The sequence below is a fragment of the Pantoea sp. AG1095 genome (assembly GCF_003208415.1).
Classification (GTDB): Bacteria; Pseudomonadota; Gammaproteobacteria; order Enterobacterales; family Enterobacteriaceae; genus Pantoea; species Pantoea leporis.
Map to the genome: position 1 here is coordinate 1 of NZ_QKMJ01000002.1, position 16,498 is coordinate 16,498.

Below are 16,498 nucleotides of genomic sequence, written 5' to 3' on the forward strand. Positions count from 1 at the left end.
AAATGGGGTTGGGTGGGCTGAGTCCGGTAGCGTACAGGACTCAGCATTACGCAGCGCTTTAACTAAACGGTCCAGGTTATGGGGTTCAGTTCATTGATGGCGACCTGCTATCACTTCTCGATCGGTAAATCGTCGCGGCTGCCCCATTCGCCCCACGAACCGTCGTACAGCGTCACATCCCGCACACCCAGCGAGGTGAGCGCCAGAATCACCACCACCGCCGTGACACCCGAACCGCAGCTGGCAATCACCGGCTGATCCAGTTTTACCCCCGCCTGAGCAAACAGATCGCGCAGTTCCGCTGCGGGTTTCAATTCACCATTGACCACTAAACTGTTCCACGGCACGTTCAGGCTGTTGGGAATATGCCCGCGCAGCAAGCCCGGACGCGGTTCATCCACTTCGGCGTTAAAACGGTTCGCCGCACGGGCATCGACAATCTGCGCGCCGCCTTCGTGGCTGATCAGCAGCACGTCGGTCAGACGTTTCACCTGTGCGCCATCATAAGTCGCTTCGAATTCACCTTCCGGCAAACTAACCGGGCCGGTTGCGACATCGAAACCGGCTGCCTTCCAGCCCTGTAATCCTCCGGCCAGAATCGACACGTTTTCGCAGCCAAAGGCGCGCAGCATCCACCACGCACGCGGAGCCGAAAACAGGTTGCCTTCGTCATACACCACCAGATGTTTGTCCTGGCTGACGCCCAATTCGCGCATTGCCACCGCAAAGGATTCGGCGCGGGGCATCATGTGTGGATAAGCACTGGTGTGATCGGACAAGGCTTCAATATTGAAGAACGGCGCATTCGGCAGATGACCAGCCAGATATTCAGCCTGCACATCACGTACGGCTTCCTGGCCAGGCGGTAACATGCGGGCATCAAGCACCTGCAATGTTTCCTCGGTGTAATGTTCTTTCAACCAATCAGCGGACACAAACATGGCTGTCATAGCAACCTCTTCTCAGCAAACGGGAAACGACCAGTCTCCGGGAATGTGAACGCTATCTCAAGGGTGTGATTGCTAAAGTTGGCGGGTTGATGTGAAATTGCGCGGAATGACGTTTTCTTAACTTCTGGGACTGGTGAGGGAATTACCATGGCAAAACGTTTTAACCGGCTGCTGCTCAGCGCGCTGTTCGGTGCTGGATTACTGGGCGGCGGGACCTTGACGATACACGCGGAGGAAGCGGCAACCGCAACAGCAACGCAGAAATCGCTGTCGGTTATCGATCTCTCCGAGCTGCAACTCGACGGCGCCGCCGCGCTGGTGTTGAGCTTCAACACGCCGCTTGAAGCGAAGCAGGATTTCGCTGCGCGCGTGCAGATTATCGATGAGAAAAGCGGCAAGGTTGATGGCGGCTGGGAGCTGGCGCCAAACGGTAAAGCGTTGCGTTTTCGTCATCCTGAACCGTCGCGCAAGTTGACGGTTAACGTCGATGCCGGTCTCAAAGCGGCCGATGGCAGCACCTTATCGAAATCGTTTAGCCAATCGCTCACCACGCGCGATATCCAGCCGATGGTGGGTTTTGCCAGTCGCGGATCGCTGCTGCCGCTGCGTCTGACGCAGGGATTGCCGGTGCTGGCGCTGAATGTGAATAACGTCGACGTCGATTTCTTCCGCGTGAAAAACGCCTCGCTGGCCGATTTTCTGGCGCAGTGGAATTACGGCAACAATATGTCGTACTGGGAATCACGCGAGCTGCTGAAAAACGCCGATCTGGTTTACGGCGCCCGCTTCGATCTTAATCCGGCACGCAACACGCGCGAGAAAATGCAGCTGCCGCTGGGCGATGTCGATGCGCTGAAGCAGCCGGGCGTTTATCTGGCGGTGATGAAACAGGCCGGAACCTACAACTACACGCAACCGGCGACACTGTTTACGTTGAGCGACATCGGTTTGTCGCTGCACCAATTCCCTGAACAGCTGGAACTGTTTGCCCAAAGCCTGACCAATGGCGCGCCACTTGATGACGTTAGCGTGCAGCTGCTGGATGAGAAAGGCAAACAACTCGCCAGTGGCACCAGCGACAGCTACGGTCATTTGCGCTTACCGGCGAATGCTAAAGGCAAGCTGCTGCTGGCGACACAAAAGGAGCAAACCTCGCTGATCGATCTTAATCGTCCGGCGCTGGATCTGGCGGAGTTCCCGATTGATGGTCCGCAAGGCTACGATAAACAGTTGTTCGTATTTGGTCCGCGCGATCTCTATCGTCCAGGTGAAACGGTGATCGTCAACGCGCTGCTGCGTGATGCTGATGGCAAACCGTTGCCGCCGCAGCCGGTGAAAGCCGACGTGGTGCAGCCGAATGGCGAAGTGTCGCAGACCTTTGTCTGGCAGCCGGAGAACGGCGTCTATCAACATCGCTTCGCGATACCGGCTGCGGCGATGACCGGCGAATGGACGCTGCGCATCAACAGTGGCGACAACCAGCCGCGCAGCTGGCCGTTCCACGTCGAAGACTTCCTGCCGGAGCGCATGGCGCTGGATTTGACCAACAGCGCGCAGCCGGTGGCGCCGGATGACGATATTACCTTTGCCGTTGAAGGCCGCTATCTGTACGGCGCGCCGGCAGCGGGAAACGAGCTGCAAGGGCAGCTGTTCCTGCGTCCCGCGCGTGATGCGGTTGCCGCGCTGCCTGGCTATCAATTTGGTGACATCACTGAAGAGCTGAAACGTTCGCTCGATGATGTGGATGAGAAGCTGGATGAGAGCGGCAAGCTGCAGCTTAACGTTGAGAGCAGCTGGAAAGAGAGCCATTCGCCGCTCAATCTGATTCTGCAAGCCAGCCTGCTGGAAACCGGCGGCCGTCCGGTGACGCGCCGCGCGACTCAGGCGATTTGGCCGGCAGCGGCGCTGCCCGGCATCCGTCCGCTGTTTAGCAGTGAATCGATATATGACTATCGCAGCGATCGTTATCACGATGAGCCGACCGTGGCAGAAAACAGCCTCGCGGAATTCGACGTGGTCTACGCCAATCCGCAGGGCGAAAAACTGGCGGCGTCAGATCTTGATGTGCGCCTGATCCACGAACGCCGCGACTATTACTGGAGCTTCTCTGACAGCGAAGGCTGGCAATCGCGCTTCGATCAAAAGGATCTGCAGGAGGAGCAGCAGCGCATCTCTATTGCGGCGGGCGGCAGCCAGAAAGTGAGTTTCCCGGTGGAGTGGGGCACCTATCGCCTGGAAGTGCATGCCGGCGACAACATCATTAGCAGCGTACGCTTCCAGGCCGGATATGGGTGGCAGGACAACACCAACGGCACCGGCGCGCTGCGTCCGGATCAGGTCAAACTGAAAATTGATAAAACCGCTTATCAGGCGGGCGACACCGCGCATGTGCAGGTGGAATCGCCTGCTGCCGGCAAAGGCTATCTGATGGTGGAATCCAGCAGCGGCACGCTGTGGTGGCAACCGCTGGAGGTTCCGGCGGGCGGCGCAACCATTGATGTACCGATTAGCGACAGCTGGAAGCGACACGATCTTTATCTCAGCGCCATCGTGGTGCGCGACGGCGACAAGGCCAGCGGCGTCACGCCGAAACGCGCGGTGGGGTTACTGCATCTGCCGATGGCGACCGAAGCGCGCCGCCTTAGCTTAGCGCTCGACGCGCCGGATAAGATCCGTCCTGAGCAGACGCTAAAAGTGCAGGTCAAAGCCAGCCGTGAAGGTGGCGCATTGCCTAAGCAGGTTCAGGTATTACTCTCGGCGGTGGACAGCGGCGTGCTTAACATCACTGACTACAAAACCCCGAATCCGTGGGAAGCGTTCTTTGGCCGCAAGCGTTATAACGCCGATCAATATGATGTGTTTGGTCAACTGATTGAAGGCGGTGGCAAACTGGCCGCGCTGCGCTTTGGTGGTGACGCCGACGATGCGGATGCGCTGTCGCGCGGCGGCAAAAAACCGGTCACAGACGTGCAGATCGTGGCGCAGCAGTTGCAGCCCGTAACGCTGGATGCCAATGGCGAAGGTACGCTGGAACTGCCGATTCCGGCGTTTAATGGCGAATTGCGTTTGATGGCGCAGGTGTGGAGTGACGACAGCTTCGGGTCGGCCGATCGTAAGCTGGTGGTTGCCGCGCCATTGATCAGTGAACTGGCGACGCCGCGCTTCCTGGCCAGCGGCGATCAATCTACGCTGGCGCTGGATCTCACTAACCTCACCGATCAACCGCAAACGCTGAAAATCAACATCAGCGCCAGCGGCCAGATCGCCCTGAACGGCAACATCCCTGCCAGCGTGCAGCTGGCGCAAGGCGCGCGCACCACCTTGCAAATTCCGGTCAGAGCGCTGGGCGGCTTCGGTGAAGGTGAGGTACAGGTCAGGGTTTCCGGCATGAGTTTGCCGGGTGAAACGCTGGCAGCGAGCGAGCGTAAATGGAAAATTGGTGTGCGACCGGCGTATCCGGCACAAACGCTGAGTTTCGATAACGTGATGCAAACCGGCCAGAACTGGCAGGTGATGGCCAGCGCCTTCAATGGCTTGCAGCAGGATACCTTGAGCGGACAGCTGTCGCTCAGTAACCGTCCGCCGCTGAATATCGCCAGCTATATCCGTTCGCTGTATGCCTATCCTTATGGTTGCCTTGAACAGACCGCCAGCGGTATTTGGCCGTCGGTGTTCACCAATCATGCGCAGCTGACGGCGATGGGCATCAAAACCAGTAACGATGAAGCACGTCGCGCCTCAATTGATACCGGCATCGCGCGTCTTGCCGGCATGCAGCGCGGCAACGGCAGCTTTGGTTTGTGGAACAAAGAGAGTCAGGAAGAGTTCTGGCTGACGGCTTACGTCACCGATTTTCTGCTGCGCGCCAGCGAAGCCGGTTACAGCGTGCCGGATGGCGTGATTACCCGTGCCGACGAACGTCTGCTGCGCTACCTGCAGGATCCCGCGCAGATCGAAACCAGCTGGAGCAGCGATGCCGATGGCTTGCGTTTCAGCGTGCAGGCTTATGCCGGATTGGTGCTGGCGCGTCAGCAGCAGGCGCCGCTCGGTGCGTTGCGTGCGCTGTATGATAAGCGCGATCGGGCTAAATCGGGCCTGGCGATGGTGCAACTTGGCGTGGCGTTGAAGCTGATGGGCGATCAACAGCGCGCGCAACTGGCGCTGGCGCAGGGCCTTGGCCTGGAACGTAAACCCAACAGCTGGCTCGGCGATTACGGCAGCCCGGTGCGCGATCGCGCGCTGATTCTGTCGCTGCTGACAGAAAACCAGCTGCTGCCGGAAATGCAAGGTCCGTTGTTGATCGAGCTGGCAAAAGCCGTGCACGGACAGCGCTGGTTCTCGACCCAGGAAAACAACGCGTTGTTCCTCGCCGCTCGCACCTTACAGCAGCACAAAGGCGAAAGCTTGCAGGCGACCCTGCAGGGTAAAGCGGAACCGCTCAGCAGTGATCAGCCGCTCAATATTGGCATGACGGAAGATCAGCTGCGTCAGGGCGTGTCGGTGAAAAGCGACAACGTGTCGCCGCTTTACGGCACGCTGAATGTGGTGGGGTATCCGCGCACCGCACCGTCGCCGATGAGCAACGTGCTGCAGATCAGTCGTGAGTACTTCACGCTGGAGGGTAAGCCGGCGGATCTCACCAACCTGAAAAGTGGCGAGCTGCTGGTGGTGCGGCTTAAAGTCGCGGCCAGCGAGCGCGTCAGTGATGCGCTGGTGGTGGATCTGCTGCCTGCCGGACTGGAGCTGGAAAACCAGAATCTGAGCGACAGCAGCGCCAGTTTAGGCGACAGTGCCGACGCGCTGAAAGAGAGCATGATGGATATGCAGCAAGCCAACATCAAGCACATCGAATTCCGTGACGACCGCTTTGTCGCTGCGCTGGCGCTCGATGGCTACACGCCGGGCACGCTGCTGTATTTGGCGCGAGCGGTGACGCCGGGCAGCTATCGCCTGCCGCCGCCGCAGGTGGAATCGATGTATGTGCCGGAATGGCGCGCGATTGGCAGCACGCCGGAAAAACTCAATGTGCGCTAAGCATTGATGTCTGGAAGTAAGCGACTAAAGCGGTGGCGCTGGCTGCCGCTTTTTTTACTGCTGCTGGCCGCGCTGTGGCTGCTGGATCGCCTTACACCGCTACCGCTGCATGAGTTGCAGCCGGCGCGCGTGGTGGTGGCTGAGGACGGTACGCCGCTGTGGCGCTTTGCTGACCCGCAAGGCATTTGGCGCTATCCGGTGACGCTGGAGGATGTCTCGCCTGCCTATATCGAGGCGCTGCTGACCTACGAAGATCGCTGGTTCTGGCATCATCCCGGCATCAATCCGATGGCGATTGTGCGTGCAGTCGGGCAGAACGTGCTGCATCACGGCGTGGTCTCCGGCGGTAGCACGCTCACCATGCAGGTGGCGCGACTTATCGATCCGCAACCGCGCACTCTGCGCGGCAAAGTGGTGCAGGCGTGGCGCGCGCTGCAGCTCGAATATCATCTCTCAAAACGCGACATCCTCACGCTGTATCTCAATCGCGCCCCTTTTGGCGGCACGGTGGAGGGCGTTGGCGCGGCGAGCTGGATGTGGCTGGGGAAACCGCCTTCGCAACTTACCCAAGGTGAAGCGGCGCTGCTGGCGGTGTTGCCACAGGCACCAAGCCGCCTGCGTCCGGACCGCTGGCCTCAGCGCGCCGAAGCAGCACGCAATAAAGTGCTGGATCGCCTCGCGCAATATCACGTCTGGTCAGCGCAGGTTGTCGCCGATATCAAACAAGAAGCGGTGTGGCTGCCGCCGCGCCAAATGCCGCAACGTGCGCCGCTGCTGGCCCGACGCCTATTGTCGCTGTCACCCGATACCAAAATCACCTCAACCATTGATGTGTCGCTGCAGCGCGAACTGGAGAATCTGGCGACGTCGCTGAAAAACAACTTACCGCCGCGCACCTCGCTGGCGCTGCTGGTGGTGGATCACCAAAACATGAAAGTGCGCGGCTATGTCGGATCGGTGGATTTCAATGACGACAGCCGTTTTGGTCATGTCGATATGATCTCGAGCGTGCGATCGCCAGGATCGGTGCTGAAGCCTTTTGTCTATGGCATGGCGCTGGATGATGGGCTGATTCATGGCGAATCACTGCTGCAGGATGTGCCGCGCCGCTTCGGTGACTATCGTCCCGGCAACTTTGACTCGGGCTTTCACGGGCCGGTGAGCGCCAGCGCTGCGCTGGAGCGGTCGCTCAATCTCCCGGCGGTGCAGTTGCTGGATGCGCTGGGGCCAAAAAGCGTCGCCGCGCGCTTGCGTAACGTGGGATTGAATCTGCGCTTTCCCGCTGGCGCAGAACCCAATCTGTCGCTGGTGCTGGGCGGCACCGGCGCGCGCATGGATGAGATTGTGGCGGCCTATAGCGCCTTTGCCCGTCACGGCAATGCGGCGCAGTTGCGCTGGCTGACGACACAGCCGCTGCAGGAGAGGACGCTGTTGTCGCCGGGCGCAGCATGGATTGTGCGGCGCATTCTGGCTGGTGCGGCGCAACCTCCGGCCAGCGGCGCGGTGGCGGAGATTGCACCTTTGGCGTGGAAAACCGGTACCAGCTACGGCTACCGTGATGCATGGACGATTGGCATCACGTCGCGCTATCTGATTGGCGTGTGGGTTGGGCGGCCGGATGCCACGCCGGTCGCCGGGCAATTTGGTTTTGCCTCGGCGGTGCCGGTGATGAATCAGGTCAATAATGTGCTGGCGGGACACATGCCGGTGAGCGGTGCGCCGCGCGATCCGCGTCCGCTTGCGGTCAGCGCCATGAGCATTTGCTGGCCTGGCGGTCAGCCATTGCCTCCCGGCGACGAAAACTGTCGCCAGCGTCGTCAGAGTTGGGTGTTGAATCAAACTGTGCCACCGACGCTGCTGGCGCCGGGGCAGGAAGGCGTCAATGGCTTGCGTCAGCGCTACTGGCAGAACAGCCGGGGATGGCGTGTGGCGGCAGATTGCCCGGATGCACAAAGTCGGGAGCGCCTGATGTGGCCGCTGCCGCTTGAACCCTGGCTGCCGGTTGCTGAACGCCGTGCGCAGCGCTTGCCGCCGATCGATCCCGCTTGTCCGCCGCGCAATCAGGGCAATGCGCCACCGATGGTGATTACTGGTGTGATCAACGGCCAGCGCGTACAGCCGCTGCCGGGTAAAGTAGTGCTGGTGATGCCGGTTGCGGTGCAGGGCGGGCAAGGTGAGCAGCGCTGGTGGTTTTTAAACGGGCAGCCGCTGGAGCGGGACGCGAGTAATAAGAGTGCGGCGCTGGTGCTGGATGAGCCGGGCAGTTATCAATTGGTGGTGATGGATGAAGCGGGGCAACTCTCATCGGTGTCATTTATCCGCGGTTAAGTGCATGGATATGGCATACTTTTTGCCTGCGCGCCCCGACAAAAATCAATTATTTTCAATAATTCCGCAAATCGCTAATAGGCAACGCGCTGCGATATCCCTATAATCGGCGCGTTTTCTTACCGGGAGGAGCTCCCGGATTCTTCAGGATGCTAACTAGAGGTCAACATGGCAATCGAACGTACTTTCTCAATCGTGAAACCAAACGCCGTCGCTAAGAACGTGATTGGTGCAATTTATAACCGTTTTGAAAGCGCGGGCTTCAAAATCGTTGGCGCAAAAATGCTGCACCTGACCAAAGAGCAGGCTGAAGGCTTCTACGCTGAGCACAAAGGCCGTCCATTCTTTGATGGTCTGGTTGAATTCATGACTTCTGGTCCGGTTGTGGTTTCTGTACTGGAAGGCGAAAACGCCGTTCAGCGTCACCGCGATTTGATGGGTGCAACTAACCCAGACAACGCGCTGGCAGGGACTCTGCGTGCAGATTACGCGGACAGCTTCACCGAGAACGCGACCCACGGTTCTGACTCTGCTGAATCTGCAGCACGCGAAATCGCGTACTTCTTCGCAGAAAACGAAGTCTGCCCACGCACTCGCTAAGTGCGTTGGTGGCCTGAGCGGACACCCGTCTTTACAGCTGTTCAACCTCTGTGAAACGGTTCCCCTGGCATCATGCAGCAGATGTAGTACAATTATGCGCCCTTGTTGAGCCAGCCTCAGCGAGGGCGCTGTTTTTTTCCTACTATTAACCAGAGCCGTAACGTGTAACAACGAGGCCAGAGAACATTATGTCCGAACAGATTGTGACGCCGTCGTCCGCTTCCCCCATGGTTGTTTCCCCAAAAAACGAAAAAATTAACCTGCTGGATCTTAACCGTCAGCAGATGCGCGAATTCTTTCTTGAGATGGGCGAAAAGCCGTTCCGTGCCGATCAGGTCATGAAGTGGATGTACCACTACTGCTGCGATGATTTCGAGCAGATGACCGACATCAACAAAGTGCTGCGCGGTAAGCTGATGCAGCGCGCTGAAATCCGTGCGCCGGAAGTGGCGGAAGAGATGCGTTCCACCGATGGCACCATTAAATGGGCGATTCGCGTGGGCGACCAGCTGGTTGAAACCGTCTACATCCCGGAAGCGGATCGCGCAACCCTGTGCGTTTCTTCACAGGTAGGCTGTGCGCTGGAGTGCAAATTCTGTTCGACGGCGCAGCAGGGCTTTAACCGCAACCTGCGCGTATCAGAAATTATCGGCCAGGTATGGCGCGCCGCGAAAATCATCGGTGCCGCGAAAATTACCGGTCAGCGCCCGATCACCAACGTGGTGATGATGGGCATGGGCGAACCGCTGCTGAATCTGAACAACGTGGTGCCGGCGATGGATATCATGCTGGACGACTTCGGTTTCGGCCTGTCAAAACGTCGCGTTACGCTGTCAACCTCAGGCGTGGTGCCGGCGCTGGATAAGCTGGGCGACATGATCGACGTAGCGCTGGCGATTTCACTGCACGCGCCGAACGATGCGATTCGTGATGAGATCGTGCCGATCAACAAAAAGTACAACATCGAGACTTTCCTTGCGGCGGTCAAACGCTACATCGGCAAGTCCAACGCCAATCAGGGCCGTGTGACCATTGAGTATGTGATGTTGGATCACGTCAATGACAGCACCGACAACGCGCATGAACTGGCGGCACTGCTGAAAGATACGCCGTGCAAAATCAACCTGATTCCGTGGAACCCCTTCCCGGGCGCGCCGTATGGTCGTAGCTCCAATAGCCGTATTGACCGCTTCTCCAAAGTGCTGATGGATTATGGTTTCACCACCATCGTGCGTAAGACCCGTGGTGATGATATCGACGCCGCTTGTGGTCAGCTGGCGGGCGATGTGATTGACCGTACCAAGCGTACGCTGCGTAAGAAAATGGCAGGCGAAGCCATCTCTGTGAAGGCGCTCTGAAAGCCAGCGCCTGCTGATATTCAGCGGGCGTAACTCATGTCAGTCTCTCCGCATATTTTTCATGGAGAGACTGAAATGCGTAAAGGATTACCCGCCGCGATTCTGGCTGGCTTTGTTGTAACCGGTTGTGTCAATCATCCTGCAAAGCAGAGTGCAGCGGATATCCGTCTGCAGCTCGGATTGCATTATCTAGCGGTGAAGGATTATGCCGCTGCACAGCGCAATTTATTGCGTGCTCAGCAGGCAGCGCCGAAAGATTATCGCGTGCCGTTGGCCCTGGCCCGTGTGGCGCAGGCGCAGCAGAACAGCGCACAAACCCGCTGGCACTATCAGCGGGCGCAGCAGTTAGCGCCACTGAATGGTTATGTGGCTAACAATTACGGTGCGTTTCTCTGCGGTTTAAGGCAGTATGACGAAGCGCATCAACAGTTTAAGCTGGCAATTGAGGCGCAGGAAATCGATGCTCGTCAGGATGCATTCCTGTTTTCGGGCTATTGTTACCTGCAGGCTGATGAGAGTGCCGCAGCGCGCGAGCAGTTAGGTTACGCGCTGGATGCCGCACCGGAGCAGGGCAGTCAACTGCTGAGGGAAGTGGAAAGGCGGCTTGAACAGCAGGAACAGCAGTCGGTTCCGCTGCTTTTAGAAGTGTACCACCAGCGTTTGCCCGCAACGGCAGAGAGCCTGTGGTTACAGATACGTTTCGCCGCGCAACAGGGAAACGCTGCTGACGTTACACGTTATGGCGACCGGTTGGCGCGAAGTTTTCCACAATCGATACAGTACCAGCGTTATTTAGCTAATGAATACTGAAGCCACTCAAGAGAATTCTGCAGTACATTCCACAGGTGAACGCCTGCGTCTGGCCCGTGAGCAGATGGGGCTGACCCAGCAAAACGTCGCTGAACGCCTGTGCCTGAAACTTACTACCGTGCGTGATATTGAAGAGGATAAGTCACCTGCTGATTTGGCTTCGACATTCCTGCGCGGTTACATTCGCTCCTATGCCCGTCTGGTGCATGTGCCGGAAGATGACCTGCTGCCGATGATGGCAAAACAGGCTCCGGTGCGCGCTGCCAGGATCGAGCCGATGCAGAGCTTCTCATTGGGTAAGCGTCGTAAAAAGCGCGATGGCTGGCTGATGATCTTCACCTGGTTGGTGGTTTTCGTCGTAGTCGGTTTGACCGGTGCGTGGTGGTGGCAGAACCATAAAGCGTCACAGGCTGATTTGGTGTCGATGGCCGATCAAAACGGCAGCGGCGACAATAGCCAGTCCATTCCATTGGGCGACAACAGCACCGACAGCAATACCGATGCGGACACTAACGCTGCCGGTACGCCAGTCGATAACGGTGCTGGCGCAGCGGCCACGCCTGAAAGCAACGCCGGCGCACCTGCGTCGAGCATGAGCAACAATGCGCAAACCACCGGCAGCGACAACGCCGTGGTTTCGCCAAGCCAGGCTCCGATTGATACAGCGCCGCCAGCGGCGACCTCTCCGGCGCCAGCAAACAGTGTTCCTGCTGGTCAAATGCCTACCGCGAATGCGGCAGTTAGCCAACCGGCAGGCGATCCGAATGCCATCGTAATGAACTTCAAAGCCGACTGCTGGCTGGAAGTCAGCGATGCGACCGGCAAGAAGTTGTTCAGCGGTTTGCAACGTAGCGGCGGTAAGCTGAGTTTGTCCGGAACGGCTCCGTATCGTCTGAAAATTGGCGCACCGGGTGCGGTTGACGTGCAATATCAGAATCAGCCCGTTGATTTAAGTCGTTTTATCCGTAATAACCAGGTTGCCCGTCTGACGCTGGGTGCGCAATAACGCGCAGCGCGCTTTCCGGGTAATTGTGGAGAGAGAATATGCATAACGAAGCACCCATCATCCGTCGCAAATCAACACGGATTTACGTCGGCAAGGTGCCAGTTGGCGATGGTGCGCCCATCGCCGTTCAGTCAATGACCAACACCCGCACCACTGACGTGGACGCCACCGTTAACCAGATTCGCCAGCTTGAGCGCGTCGGGGTTGATATCGTGCGCGTCTCCGTCCCCACTATGGATGCGGCTGAAGCCTTCAAACTGATTAAGCAACAGGTCAACGTGCCGCTGGTCGCGGACATTCACTTTGACTATCGCATCGCACTGAAAGTCGCTGAATATGGCGTGGATTGTTTACGTATCAATCCAGGCAACATCGGTAACAATGAGCGTATTCGCCAGGTGGTGGATTGTGCGCGTCATTACAATATTCCGATCCGTATCGGCGTTAATGCCGGTTCGCTGGAAAAAGATCTGCAGGAAAAATATGGCGAGCCAACGCCGCAGGCGCTGCTCGAATCCGCGATGCGCCATGTGGATCACCTCGATCGCCTCAACTTTGATCAGTTCAAAGTGAGCGTCAAAGCCTCTGACGTCTTCCTTGCCGTTGAATCTTATCGTTTGCTGGCGAAAGCCATCGATCAGCCGCTGCACCTCGGTATCACCGAAGCGGGCGGCGCGCGTGCGGGTTCCGTGAAATCGGCGATCGGTTTAGGTTTATTGCTGGCCGAAGGCATCGGCGATACGCTGCGTATTTCGCTGGCGGCCGATCCGGTTGAAGAAGTGAAAGTCGGCTACGATATCCTCAAATCTCTGCGCATCCGCTCCCGCGGCATCAACTTTATTGCCTGCCCGACCTGTTCGCGTCAGGAGTTTGATGTCATCGGTACGGTCAATGCGCTGGAAGAGCGGCTGGAAGACATCATTACGCCGATGGATATTTCCATTATCGGTTGCGTGGTGAACGGTCCGGGTGAAGCGACAGTTTCTACCCTCGGCGTGACCGGCGGAGCCAAGAAAAGCGGCTTCTACGAAGATGGTGTGCGCCAGCGCGATCGTCTCGATAACAACGACATGATCGACCAGCTGGAAGCGCGTATTCGCGCTAAAGCCAGCATGCTGGATGAAAGCCGCCGTATCAACGTGCAGCAGCTGGAAAAATAATCGTGGTGCGCGCCTGTCGCGTGCCAGTTTGTGATTGAACCTGTGCGGTTTCATCCTCATAAGGTATGATGCCGCTCAGGTTTTTTTGTCTTAAGAGATTCTAACGTGGCGAAGAATATTCAAGCGATTCGCGGGATGAACGATTACCTGCCGGCGGATACCGCGATTTGGCAGCGTATTGAAGGCACCCTTAAGCAGGTGCTGGCCAGTTATGGTTACAGTGAAATCCGTCTGCCAATCGTTGAGCACACCCCGTTGTTCAGCCGCGCGATCGGTGAAGTCACCGACGTGGTTGAGAAAGAGATGTACACCTTTGAAGACCGCAACGGCGAAAGCCTGACGCTGCGTCCGGAAGGCACAGCAGGTTGCGTGCGCGCCGGTATCGAGCACGGTCTGCTGTACAATCAGGAACAGCGTCTTTGGTACACCGGCCCGATGTTCCGCTACGAGCGCCCGCAGAAAGGCCGTTATCGCCAGTTCCACCAGATGGGTGTCGAAGTCTTCGGCCTGCAAGGCCCGGACGTAGATGCTGAGCTGATCATGATGACCGCGCGCTGGTGGAAAGCGTTAGGTATTGCCGAGCACGTTGAGCTGGAGCTGAACTCTATCGGTTCGCTGGACGCGCGTGCCAACTATCGCAGCGCGCTGGTGGCATTCCTAGAGCAACATCAGGACGTACTCGACGAAGATTGCAAACGCCGCATGTACACCAATCCACTGCGCGTGCTCGACAGCAAAAATCCTGACATCCAGAAACTGTTAAACGATGCGCCAACGCTGGGTGAATTCCTCGATGAGGAGTCACGCGATCACTTCAGCGGACTGTGCGGCTTGCTGGACGATGCGGGCATTAACTATCGCATTAACCAGCGTCTGGTGCGCGGCCTCGATTACTATAACCGTACCGTGTTTGAATGGGTGACCAGCAGCCTCGGTTCGCAGGGCACCGTGTGCGGCGGCGGACGTTACGATGGTTTAGTTGAACAGCTGGGTGGACGTGCCACGCCAGCGGTTGGTTTTGCCATGGGTATGGAGCGTCTGGTGTTGCTGGTGCAAGCAGTTAATCCAGAATTTGAACCGACGCGCATTGTTGATGTCTATGTTATCGCTTCGGGGCAGGGCGTTCAGTCCGCCGCGATGCAACTGGCGGAAAAACTGCGTGATGCTGATCCGGCACTGAAGATGATGACCAACTTTGGTGGCGGTAACTTCAAGAAGCAGTTTGCCCGTGCAGACAAGTGGGGCGCACGCATTGCGCTGGTGCTGGGTGAAGATGAAGTGAAAGCGGGCCAGGTTGTGGTGAAAGACCTGCGTACCGGCGATCAACAGACGCTGGCTCAGAGCGACGCCGCAGCGACGTTGCGCACGCTGCTGCAGTAAGCGCAGCACTGCAACAGCCATTTTAAAGAGAGGGATTGCGTGGAAGTTTACAGCAACGAAAACGAACAAGTTGACGCGCTGCGTCAGTTCTTTGCCAACAATGGCAAATTTCTGGCCGTTGGCGTAATCATCGGTATCGCTGCGCTGGGTGGCTGGCGTTTCTGGGCCAGTCATCAGGAAGGCACCGATAAAGCGGCATCAGCCGAATATCAACAGCTGACCAGTGCGATGCAGGCGGACAAGCCTGATTCGCTGGAAGCGGTCGCCACTTTCGCCAGCGAAAACAACAACACCTATGGTGCGTTGGCTTCGTTGGATCTGGCTAAGCAGTATGTTGAAACCAATCAGCTCGATAAAGCTATCACTCTGTTACAGAGTGGGCTGAAAGATACCAAAGATGCCAACCTGCAGGCGGTGATTAACCTGCGTCTGGCTCGCATTCAGTTGCAGCAAAGTCAGGCCGATGCCGCACTTTCTACCCTTAACAATGTTAAAGGTGATGGCTGGACAGCCATTGTGGCGGACATTCGTGGCGAAGCACTGCTGAGCAAAGGCGATAAGCAGGGCGCGCGTGATGCCTGGAGCAAAGGTGCTGAATCGCAGGCCTCTCCTGCGCTGAAGCAAATGCTGCAGATGAAGATGAATAACTTAAGTTAAGCCAGTCAAGAGAGCGCACATGGAATTACGTAAATACCTGCTGCCAGGGCTGATTTCAGTCACTCTGCTCAGCGGTTGCTCGCTGTTCAGCGGCGAAGAAGATGTAGTGAAAATGGCCCCGCTGCCTAAAGTGGAAAACCAGTTTACGCCGCAGACCGCGTGGAGCACCTCGGTTGGCGATGGCGTTGGTGATTTCTATTCCAATCTGCATCCAGCCTGGCTGGACGGTACCGTGTATGCTGCGGATCGTTTTGGTGTGGTTAAAGCGCTTGATGCCAGCAATGGTAAAGAGAAATGGAAAGTCGATCTCTCTGAGAAAACCGGCTTCTTCTCGAAAAACATCTCGGCACTGCTCTCTGGCGGCGTCACCGCCAGCGGCGATCGCATCTACATCGGTAGCGAACGTGGTCAGGTATTTGCGTTGAATACCAGCGATGGTGGCATTGCCTGGCAGACCAAGGTCGCCGGTGAAGCGCTGTCGCGTCCGGTGGTGAGCGACGGTTTAGTGCTGGTTCACACCAGCAACGGTATGTTGCAAGGCCTTGATCAGAGCACTGGCGTGATCAAATGGACCGTTAATCTTGATATGCCTGCGCTGTCACTGCGCGGTGAATCAGCCCCGACCGTGGCCTTTGGTGGCGCAATTGTGGGTGGCGATAATGGCCGCGTGAGCGCAGTCATCGTCAATCAAGGTCAGCTGATTTGGCAGCAGCGTATTTCGCAGCCAAGCGGCGCCACGGAAATCGATCGCCTGAGCGACGTCGATACTACGCCAGTCGTGGTAAACGGTGTGGTTTATGCGCTGGCGTATAACGGTAACCTCACCGCGCTGGAACTGCGTTCTGGTCAGGTGCTGTGGAAACGTGAGATTGGCGGCGTGAAAGACATGGTGGTGGATGCGGGTCGTATCTATCTGGTCGATCAGGATGACCGCGTAATTGCCCTGAATGCTGACGGTGGCGTAGCCATCTGGCGTCAAAGCGATCTGCTGCATCGTAATCTGACCTCGCCGGTGCTGTTCAACGGTTATCTGGTTGTCGGTGATAGCGAAGGTTATCTGCACTGGATTAACACCCTTGACGGCCGCTTCGTGGCGCAGCAGAAACTGGACAGCGATGGCTTCCAGACTGAACCGGTGGTTGCCGGTGACAAGCTGCTGATCCAGGCGAAAGGCGGAGAAGTTTACGCCATCACCCGTTAAGGATTTGGCTCTGC

Annotated in this window: 11 protein-coding genes; 10 read left to right on the plus strand and 1 reads right to left on the minus strand. The window is 57.6% G+C overall.

Annotation, left to right across the window (positions count from 1 at the left end; all coding sequences use genetic code 11):
• Positions 1-110: 110 nt before the first annotated feature.
• A complete protein-coding gene (gene sseA, locus DEU53_RS06615) occupies positions 111-950 on the minus strand; it encodes a 3-mercaptopyruvate sulfurtransferase (RefSeq protein ID WP_101763482.1) in 840 nt (279 codons plus the stop codon).
• Between the two features lie 147 nt (positions 951-1,097).
• On the opposite strand from sseA, the gene DEU53_RS06620 reads away from it, so the two are divergent.
• From DEU53_RS06620 to bamB, 10 genes are all read left to right on the plus strand, one after another.
• Complete coding sequence (locus DEU53_RS06620) at positions 1,098-5,984, plus strand: alpha-2-macroglobulin (RefSeq protein WP_110866459.1); 4,887 nt, start codon at positions 1,098-1,100, stop codon at positions 5,982-5,984.
• A gap of 6 nt (positions 5,985-5,990) precedes the next feature.
• Positions 5,991-8,312, plus strand: coding sequence for a peptidoglycan glycosyltransferase PbpC (pbpC, locus tag DEU53_RS06625; protein WP_110866460.1), 2,322 nt, complete (start codon positions 5,991-5,993; stop codon positions 8,310-8,312).
• Between the two features lie 168 nt (positions 8,313-8,480).
• Positions 8,481-8,912, plus strand: coding sequence for a nucleoside-diphosphate kinase (gene ndk, locus DEU53_RS06630; RefSeq protein WP_007884899.1), 432 nt, complete (start codon positions 8,481-8,483; stop codon positions 8,910-8,912).
• Between the two features lie 188 nt (positions 8,913-9,100).
• Positions 9,101-10,270 carry a bifunctional tRNA (adenosine(37)-C2)-methyltransferase TrmG/ribosomal RNA large subunit methyltransferase RlmN gene (locus tag DEU53_RS06635; RefSeq protein WP_110866461.1) on the plus strand — a complete coding sequence of 390 codons (1,170 nt, stop codon included), beginning with the start codon at positions 9,101-9,103 and terminating at the stop codon, positions 10,268-10,270.
• A 75-nt stretch (positions 10,271-10,345) separates the two neighbouring features.
• Entirely contained in the window at positions 10,346-11,080 is a 735-nt protein-coding gene (gene pilW / locus DEU53_RS06640; protein ID WP_110866462.1) for a type IV pilus biogenesis/stability protein PilW, read from the plus strand.
• Positions 11,070-12,086, plus strand: a complete 1,017-nt coding sequence (gene rodZ / locus DEU53_RS06645; RefSeq protein ID WP_110866463.1) for a cytoskeleton protein RodZ — start codon at positions 11,070-11,072, stop codon at positions 12,084-12,086. The genes pilW and rodZ overlap by 11 nt, the downstream gene beginning before the upstream one ends.
• A gap of 38 nt (positions 12,087-12,124) precedes the next feature.
• A complete protein-coding gene (gene ispG / locus DEU53_RS06650) occupies positions 12,125-13,246 on the plus strand; it encodes a flavodoxin-dependent (E)-4-hydroxy-3-methylbut-2-enyl-diphosphate synthase (protein WP_101763487.1) in 1,122 nt (373 codons plus the stop codon).
• 105 nt (positions 13,247-13,351) lie between these two features.
• Complete coding sequence (hisS, locus tag DEU53_RS06655; RefSeq protein ID WP_110866464.1) at positions 13,352-14,626, plus strand: histidine--tRNA ligase; 1,275 nt, start codon at positions 13,352-13,354, stop codon at positions 14,624-14,626.
• A gap of 39 nt (positions 14,627-14,665) precedes the next feature.
• On the plus strand, positions 14,666-15,283 hold the full coding sequence (locus DEU53_RS06660) for a YfgM family protein (protein WP_110866465.1): 618 nt from the start codon (positions 14,666-14,668) through the stop codon (positions 15,281-15,283).
• Between the two features lie 19 nt (positions 15,284-15,302).
• On the plus strand, positions 15,303-16,484 hold the full coding sequence (bamB, locus tag DEU53_RS06665; RefSeq protein ID WP_110866466.1) for an outer membrane protein assembly factor BamB: 1,182 nt from the start codon (positions 15,303-15,305) through the stop codon (positions 16,482-16,484).
• Positions 16,485-16,498: the final 14 nt, after the last annotated feature.

Coding starts and splice junctions, on each gene's coding strand:
- sseA (WP_101763482.1), bottom strand. CDS start 950: ATGACAGCCATGTTTGTGTCCGCTGATTGGTTGAAAGAACATTACACC.
- DEU53_RS06620 (WP_110866459.1), top strand. CDS start 1,098: ATGGCAAAACGTTTTAACCGGCTGCTGCTCAGCGCGCTGTTCGGTGCT.
- pbpC (WP_110866460.1), top strand. CDS start 5,991: ATGTCTGGAAGTAAGCGACTAAAGCGGTGGCGCTGGCTGCCGCTTTTT.
- ndk (WP_007884899.1), top strand. CDS start 8,481: ATGGCAATCGAACGTACTTTCTCAATCGTGAAACCAAACGCCGTCGCT.
- DEU53_RS06635 (WP_110866461.1), top strand. CDS start 9,101: ATGTCCGAACAGATTGTGACGCCGTCGTCCGCTTCCCCCATGGTTGTT.
- pilW (WP_110866462.1), top strand. CDS start 10,346: ATGCGTAAAGGATTACCCGCCGCGATTCTGGCTGGCTTTGTTGTAACC.
- rodZ (WP_110866463.1), top strand. CDS start 11,070: ATGAATACTGAAGCCACTCAAGAGAATTCTGCAGTACATTCCACAGGT.
- ispG (WP_101763487.1), top strand. CDS start 12,125: ATGCATAACGAAGCACCCATCATCCGTCGCAAATCAACACGGATTTAC.
- bamB (WP_110866466.1), top strand. CDS start 15,303: ATGGAATTACGTAAATACCTGCTGCCAGGGCTGATTTCAGTCACTCTG.